This window comes from Anaerotruncus massiliensis (ex Togo et al. 2026), from assembly GCF_030825285.1.
In the GTDB taxonomy this organism is placed as follows: domain Bacteria; phylum Bacillota; class Clostridia; order Oscillospirales; family Ruminococcaceae; genus Anaerotruncus; species Anaerotruncus massiliensis.
Map to the genome: position 1 here is coordinate 1 of NZ_JAPJQF010000043.1, position 5,378 is coordinate 5,378.

General features: G+C 63.4%; 4 protein-coding genes and 1 tRNA gene. All 5 read left to right on the forward strand.

The genetic code is table 11. The features are described from left to right. The first annotated feature begins 374 nt into the window (after nucleotides 1–374). The 5 genes from RCI06_RS11185 to RCI06_RS11205 all read left to right on the forward strand — a co-directional run bounded on the left by RCI06_RS11185 (nucleotide 375) and on the right by RCI06_RS11205 (nucleotide 5,285). Nucleotides 375–451: transfer RNA gene (locus RCI06_RS11185), tRNA-Arg, on the forward strand. Nucleotides 452–590: 139 nt separating this feature from the next. After that, nucleotides 591–935 (forward strand): TIGR04076 family protein, encoded by a 345-nt coding sequence (locus tag RCI06_RS11190; protein ID WP_306576136.1) that lies wholly within the window; start codon nucleotides 591–593, stop codon nucleotides 933–935. Nucleotides 936–1,213: 278 nt separating this feature from the next. Then, nucleotides 1,214–3,739: a glycyl radical protein gene (locus tag RCI06_RS11195; protein WP_306576138.1), complete on the forward strand. Its 2,526-nt coding sequence runs from the start codon at nucleotides 1,214–1,216 to the stop codon at nucleotides 3,737–3,739. 17 nt (nucleotides 3,740–3,756) lie between these two features. Next, nucleotides 3,757–4,551, forward strand: a complete 795-nt coding sequence (locus RCI06_RS11200) for a glycyl-radical enzyme activating protein (protein ID WP_306576140.1) — start codon at nucleotides 3,757–3,759, stop codon at nucleotides 4,549–4,551. A 95-nt stretch (nucleotides 4,552–4,646) separates the two neighbouring features. Further along, nucleotides 4,647–5,285 (forward strand): CatA-like O-acetyltransferase, encoded by a 639-nt coding sequence (locus RCI06_RS11205; RefSeq protein ID WP_101548155.1) that lies wholly within the window; start codon nucleotides 4,647–4,649, stop codon nucleotides 5,283–5,285. Nucleotides 5,286–5,378: the final 93 nt, after the last annotated feature.

The window sequence follows — 5,378 nt, forward strand, 5'->3', positions numbered from 1 at the left end:
TTCGTCTTGGGTTCCTCGTTTCTCTTCTCTCGTTGTTCATTTTTCAAGGTGCTGTTTTCCCGCCGCAAGGGCGTTTCCCTCAAGCGGGACTTTTAGTTTAGCATGGAATGGACAAACTGTCAAGCGGATTTTTCTCGAAAATGACGGTTTTTTTACCACACACTTCTTTCCACAATTTCTCCACCGGCCCACGCCCGCGCCCCTCGTCGATTTTTCCACTTTTTCAACACGCGCATGTTGAAAACATTTTTTCTGGCAGTCTTTGCCGCCGGTTTCATTATTGCCCGAAATTCTTGAAAAAATCCATAAAAGAATTGCTTTTTTCAAGAATTGTTGGTATAATAATCGTCAGCGGCCCAAGCGGACCGCAATATGCGCCCGTAGCTCAGCTGGATAGAGCGTTAGACTCCGACTCTAAAGGCCGTGCGTTCGAATCGCATCGGGCGTACCACAAAAAACAGCCAGTCATTTGACTGGCTGTTTTTTGTGGTACCGCCTGCGGATGTCCTTCCCCTTCCGCGGGCGGCCGTGTTATGATACTATTATATAAAGTATCCCGCGCCCCAGAAAATTGACGGAGGTTTTACCCGATGAAAAAGGTGAAGATTACGGTGCTCAAAACGACCCTTGACAGGGAGCTCGCCGCCGAATACGGCGTCGAGGGACTGTCGGCCTGCCCGATGATGCGGGAGGGCCAGGTCTTCTACGCGGACTACGCAAAGCCGGAGGGCATGTGCGACGAGGCGTGGAAGGCGGTCTACCAGTATGCCTTCGCGCTGGCGCACGGTGCCGGGGAGGGGCTCTTCTACTACGGAGACTGGATCCGCAAGCCGGGCGTCGCCATCTGCAGCTGCAACGACGGGCTGCGGCCGGTCATCTTCAAGCTGGAGGCCACCGGGGAGGACTCGCGAATCGACTATGAGCCGGTCCGCTGAACCGCCCCGCGCGGCGCGCGCAGACACGGAACAGAAAAAACAGGCTCCCGGCCGTGGCCGGGAGCCTGTTTTTTCTGAGCTTTTGGCTGAAACGATGCGCATATTCGATCATTTTTGATCGCCAAAGCGAAAACACCCTGCCTCTGATCAAGATCGCCGCCGAAGATGGCGTTTACATGTGGCTTTTGATAAAATGTGAACTGGAAGAAAGCGCCGCTGCTCGCATCTGCGCAGCGGTAGACGATAGGCGAACCGACAGAAAGGACGGCATGGGGATTATGGGACGATTCTATGACGAAGACATCAAAAAAAGCCCGCGCATCGACCGGCTGATCAGCCACCTGTACGCGAAGCTGCCGGTGATCGAGGCGGACCGGGCGGTCCTGCTGACCGAGAGCTACCGCGAAACGGAGGGGGAACCGGTCATCCTCCGGCGCGCCAAGGCGTTCCTCAAAATCTGCCGGGAGCTGCCGATCACCATCCGGCCGGAGGAGCTGATCGTCGGGAGCAACAGCATCGCCCCGCGCGGCTGCCAGGTCTTCCCCGAGTACTCGTGGGAATGGCTTGAAAAGGAGTTCGACACGGTGGAAAAACGCTCCGCCGACCCCTTTTACATCTCCGACGAGACCAAGCGGCGGCTGCGGGAGGTCCTGCCCTACTGGAAGGGCAGGACGACCAGCGAGCTGGCCACCTCCTACATGGCCCCCGAGACGCTCACCGCCATGAGGCACAACATCTTCACCCCCGGCAACTACTTCTACAACGGCATCGGGCACTTCACCGTCAAATACGAGGAGGTTCTGGAGATCGGCTTCGCGGGCATCCGCGACCGCGCGGCGGCTCAGCTCGCGGAATGCGGCCTCGGCGACCCCGACTACGCCTCCCGCGTCAGTTTCCTTGAGGCGGTCATTCTCAGCTGCGAGGCCGCGAGCGAATACGGCCGGCGCTATTCCGTCCTCGCGCGCGAGTTGGCCGGGCGGGAGACCGACCCGGCGCGGCGCGCCGAGCTCACGCGCATTTCGGAGGTCTGCGCGCGGGTGCCCGAACAGCCCGCAGCCTCCTTCTACGAGGCGTGCCAGTCCTTCTGGTTCGTACAGATGCTCCTCCAGACGGAATCCTCCGGGCATTCGATCTCGCCCGGACGGTTCGACCAGTACATCTATCCTTACTATAAGGCCGACCTCGACGCCGGGAAGATCACGCGGGAATCCGCTCAGGAGCTGCTCGACTGCATCTGGGTCAAGCTCAACGACCTCAACAAGGTCCGCGACAAGGATTCCGCCGAGGGGTTCGCCGGGTACAGCCTCTTCCAGAACCTCATTGCCGGCGGTCAGGACGCCGAGGGCAACGACGTCACCAACGACCTCTCCTTCATGTGCATCGAGGCGTCGATGCATGTGCGCCTGCCCGCGCCCTCCCTTTCGGTGCGGGTGTGGAACGGCACCCCCAACGAGTTCCTCATCAAGGCCGCCAAGCTCACCCGCACCGGCGTGGGCCTGCCCGCCTACTACAACGACGAGGTCATCATCCCCGCCCTCATGAGCCGGGGGCTCACCGTCGAGGACGCGCGCACCTACAACATCATCGGCTGCGTCGAGCCCCAGAAGGCGGGCAAGACGGACGGCTGGCACGACGCCGCCTTCTTCAACATGTGCCGCCCGCTCGAGCTCGTCTTCACGGGCGGCCGGGAGAGCGGCGAGCTGGTCGGCGTGGAGACGAAGCCGATCTCCGAGATGCGCTCCTTCGACGAGTTCTACGACGCCTACCGGCAGCAGATGGACTACTGCATCAGCCTGCTGGTCAACGCGGACAACGCCATCGACCGCGCCCACGCCGAACGCTGCCCGCTGCCCTTCCAGTCCTGCATGATCGACGACTGCATCGCGCGCGGCAAATCGCTCCAGGAGGGCGGCGCGGTCTACAACTTCACCGGGCCGCAGGGCTTCGGCATCGCGAACGTCACCGATTCGCTGCTCGCGGTGAAAAAGCTCGTCTTCGAGGACAAAAAGCTCACCCTCGAGGAGTACCGCGAGGCGCTCCGCAAAAACTTCGGCCGCGGGCTCGGAACCCGCGAGACGGAGGACCTTGTGGCCCAGGTGGCGGGCGGCATGGCCGCCGCCGGCCAGCCGGTGGGCGAGGCGGAGATTCGCGCGATCTGCGAGGCGGTCCGGAAGGACCCGGTTTCCCCGGCGGAAAAGGCGAAGTACGACCAGCTGCTCGACTGGATCGACGAGCTGCCCAAATACGGCAACGACGTCCCCGGCGTGGACGCCTTCGCGCGCGAGGTGGCCTACCTCTACACCAAGCCGCTCCAGAACTATCGCAACCCGCGCGGCGGCATCTTCCAGGCGGGGCTCTACCCCGTCTCCGCCAACGTGCCCCTCGGCTCCCAGACGGGCGCCACCCCCGACGGCAGGCTCGCCAACACCCCGATCGCCGACGGCGTGGGCCCCGCCCAGGGGCGCGACACCCACGGCCCGACCGCGGCCTGCAACTCGGCGGCGCGGCTCGACCACATGATCGCCTCCAACGGCACCCTCTTCAACCAGAAATTCCACCCCTCCGCCCTCAGCGGCATCGAGGGTCTCCAGAAGTTCGCCAGCCTCATCCGCGGCTACTTTGACCAGAAGGGCATGCACATGCAGTTCAACGTCGTCAGCCGCGAAACGCTGCTCGACGCGCAGGCCCACCCCGAAAACTATAAGAGCCTCGTCGTCCGGGTGGCGGGCTACAGCGCCCTCTTCACCACCCTCTCCAAGTCGCTTCAGGACGACATCATCAGCCGGACCACCCACGGGTTTTAACGAAAGGAGGCGCCGATATGGACGCGGACTACCGCCGCCGGACCGGGCGCATCTTCGACATCCAGAAATATTCCATCCACGACGGCCCCGGCATCCGGACGATCGTCTTTCTCAAGGGCTGCGCCCTGCGCTGCCAGTGGTGCTGCAACCCCGAGTCCCAGTCGCATGAGATCGAGACGATGACCGTCGGCGGCAAGGCGAAGGTCATCGGCCGGGACGTTTCCGCCGAGGAGGTCATGGAGGAGGTCTTGCGGGACTGGCCCTATTTCCGCCGGTCGGAGGGGGGGCTCACCCTTTCGGGCGGGGAGTCGCTGCTCCAGCCGGAGTTCGCGGGGGCGCTCCTGCGCATCGCCAAGGAGTCGGGCGTCACCACCGCGCTGGAATCCACCGCCTTCGCGGATTTTGCGGTGATCGAGCGGGAGATCCTGCCCTGGCTCGACCTCTTCCTCATGGACGTCAAGCACATGGACAGCGCCAAGCACCGGCGGTTCACCTCCCAGGGCAACGAGCGGATGCTTGAAAACGCCCGGCGGATCGCCGCGGCGGGACAGGCGCTGATCATCCGCGTGCCGGTCGTCCCCACCTTCAACGACACGCCCGCCGAGATCGCGGCGATCGCGCGGTTCGCCTCCTCGCTGCCCGGGGTCACGCGGCTGCATCTGCTGCCCTACCACCGGCTCGGCCAGGACAAGTACGAGCGGCTCGGCAGGCGCTACCTGCTGCCCGACCTGCTGCCCCCGCCGCAGGAACGGATGGAGCTGCTCGCCGAGACCGCCCGCGCCGTCGGCCTGACGGTGCAGATCGGCGGCTAGGCCATAAACCGGATTCCCGGGTAGCCAAGCGCCTCCTCCTGTGGTAAAATCGAAAGGGAACCCAACGACACGCAGGGATTTTGAAGGAGGCGCGCATGTTTCACCCGATCGAGCTCGACCGCTGGGAGCGGAAGGACACCTTCCAGAACTTTATGGACCTCGACTGCAGCTACAGTGTGACGCAGGACCTCTGCGTCACCCCCTTCCACGCCCACGTCCGGGCGCGCGGGCTGCGGTTTTACCCGGCCTTTTCCTGGGCCGTGCTGTATGCGGTCAACCGCCACAGGGAATTCCGAATGGGGCTGGACGGTGAGGGGCGGCCCGGCTATTATGACGAGATCCACGCAGAATACACTGTTCTGGACCGGCGCACCGGGAATATGGACAGCCTCAACACCGCCTACCGCGCGGCTTTTTCGGAATTCTACGCCGCGATGGCCGCCGACCTTGAGCGCTTCGAGCATGACGGGACCCGCACCGTGAGCCGGGAAAATTCCGTCCTGCTCTCCTGCGTCCCGTGGTTCACCTACACGGGGCTCTCCTTCCACATGAAATCGAACCTCTCCTTCCTGCGGCCGATGTTCGTGTGGGGAAGGTACCGGAGGCAGGGGGAGGAGCTGCTGATGCCCTTCACCATTCAGGCCCACCACGCGGCCGCGGACGGATACCACTGCCACCTGCTCTTCGCGGACCTCGAACGGGTCCTGCGCGAGCCGGAAAATTATCTGAAATAGGTTTCCGGGAAAGGGCCGGGGCCCCGCGAACGCGGGGGCCCCGCCCCCCGGGGGTAACGAAAACCCCCCGCCCGGGGGGTAACTGACCCCCGC